The sequence below is a fragment of the Bergeriella denitrificans NBRC 102155 genome (genome assembly GCF_001592185.1).
Lineage (GTDB): Bacteria > Pseudomonadota > Gammaproteobacteria > Burkholderiales > Neisseriaceae > Neisseria > Neisseria denitrificans.
Genome location: NZ_BCWL01000288.1, coordinates 1 through 1,936, shown reverse-complemented (window position 1 = coordinate 1,936; position 1,936 = coordinate 1). Strand labels below are relative to the sequence as shown.

The 1,936-nt window shown below is 53.9% G+C and carries 2 protein-coding genes; one reads left to right on the top strand and one right to left on the bottom strand.

Translation table 11 applies throughout. The features are described from left to right. Positions 1 to 29: 29 nt before the first annotated feature. Complete coding sequence (locus BDE01S_RS10260; RefSeq protein ID WP_066081201.1) at positions 30 to 800, bottom strand: sulfite exporter TauE/SafE family protein; 771 nt, start codon at positions 798 to 800, stop codon at positions 30 to 32. 482 nt (positions 801 to 1,282) lie between these two features. Between BDE01S_RS10260 and BDE01S_RS10255 the strand changes: the two genes are divergently transcribed. Further along, positions 1,283 to 1,828: a TIGR00645 family protein gene (locus BDE01S_RS10255; RefSeq protein ID WP_066081198.1), complete on the top strand. Its 546-nt coding sequence runs from the start codon at positions 1,283 to 1,285 to the stop codon at positions 1,826 to 1,828. Positions 1,829 to 1,936: the final 108 nt, after the last annotated feature.

Here is a 1,936-nt window from a genome sequence, read left to right as displayed (position 1 = left end):
TTGTGTACCGAACGCGCCCACGCTCCGCACTAAACCCACAAATCCCAGGCAAACCGCCCGATCATCAAACACAGCAGCACCATAAAGCCGTAGCGCAGCAGCTTGGTGCCGCCGCGCATCGCCAGCCGCGCGCCGATGATGCCGCCGGCCAGGTTTGCCAAAGCCAGCGGCACCGCCCACGCCCACACCACATAGCCGCCGGGCACGAAAAAGGTCAACGCGGCGAAATTCGTGGTGGTATTGATGACTTTGCCGGAGGCGTTGGCCGTCAGAAAATCGTAGCCGTAAAAGCGGACGAACACAAAAGCCAGCAGGCTGCCCGTGCCCGGGCCGAAAATGCCGTCGTAAAAGCCGATTAATGCGCCGAAAAACAAGCCCCACAGCATTTCTTTGCGCGTCAGCGCCGTGGTGCGCACCACCTGCCCCAAATCTTTTTTCCAAAACGTGTAGGCAAACATCACCAGCATGATTACCAGCATCACCGGCTTCATGTATTCGGTGGGGAAATACGCCACCGATTTCGCGCCCAAATACGACGCGGCAAAAGCCAGCAGCGCGGCGGGCAGCAGCATTTTCCACGGTACGGGCAGCTTGCGGACATATTGCCAGGTGGCCGTCAGCGTGCCCGAAAACGACGCCACTTTGCCCACGCCCAATACGGTCGGCACGCCCGTGTTCTGCGGCAGAATATTAAACAGACCGGGAATTTGCAGCAGGCCGCCGCCGCCCACGGCGGCATCCATCAATCCGGCCAGAAAACCGATAACAATCAGGAAATACAGGGTCTCTTCCATCACCATCCGCCGCGCACGATGCAAAATGAAACAGTCTAACAGAGCTGCCCCGCTCCGTCCATTTACCCGCCGCGTGCTGAATATCTGTTTTCAGACGGCATAAAAGCCGCCCGCCGCGCTTTCGCGCCTTGTGAAGTGATACAAGGATTTATTTAACGTGTGTTTGGGATAAGAAAAATGGTTGAACAATATAGCATCCGTTGAAATTCAGCAATCTGTCCCTTCCCCCGCCCCTGCGGGGGAAGGTTAGGATGGGGGTGGCCGACCTAAAGTGACCTGTCAAGCAACTACCCCCTCCCTAACCCTCCCCCGTTAAAGACGGGGGAGGGAATAGGTTACTGAAATATCAAGAATAGCTCAAATTATTTATCCCAAACGCACGCTATTTATCGCGAAATAAAATGAAAACGATACCGCCCCCGCCGATGCTGTAGATTTTTGATTTGAATTCACTATACAATACGCGCTTTGCCTTTTGACAGCTGATTATGGAACACCCTATCCCCGAAGCGCAGGCCGATAAGGTCCGCCACAATATCCTGGGCCGTCTGATTTTTGCCAGCCGCTGGCTGCAGCTGCCGATTTACCTCGGCTTGGTGGTGGTACAGGCGATTTATGCGTATAAGTTTTTGAAAATGCTGTGGCATTTGGTGGTCAATCTCAACCGGATGGACGAAAACACCGTGATGCTGGCGGTATTGAACCTGATTGATGTGGTGATGATTGCCAACCTGCTGATTATGGTGCTAATCGGCGGCTACGAAACCTTCGTCTCGCGCCTGCGGGTGGACAAACACCCCGACCAGCCGGAATGGCTGTCGCACGTTAACGCATCGGTGTTGAAGGTCAAGCTGTCGATGTCCATCATCAGCATTTCCTCCATCCACCTGCTGCAAACCTTCCTGAATGCGTCCAATCTTTCGGAAAAGCAGATGATGTGGCAGTTTATTATCCACATGGGTTTTCTCGTCTCCGCCATCGCCATGGCCTGGACAGACAAAATCGTGTACAGCACCTCGCATAAAGCGCATTAAACCCGCGCGGGAAACAAAAAGCCGTCGCTTCAGTAATGAGTAGGACGGGCATCCCTGCCCGTCGCGTTGCTACAGCAAAGAAAATATAGTCATTTAAAATAAGAATGG

Excerpts from the sequence above, each read along its gene's own strand:
- BDE01S_RS10255 (WP_066081198.1), top strand. The coding sequence starts at position 1,283 with ATGGAACACCCTATCCCCGAAGCGCAGGCCGATAAGGTCCGCCACAAT.
- BDE01S_RS10260 (WP_066081201.1), bottom strand. The coding sequence starts at position 800 with ATGGTGATGGAAGAGACCCTGTATTTCCTGATTGTTATCGGTTTTCTG.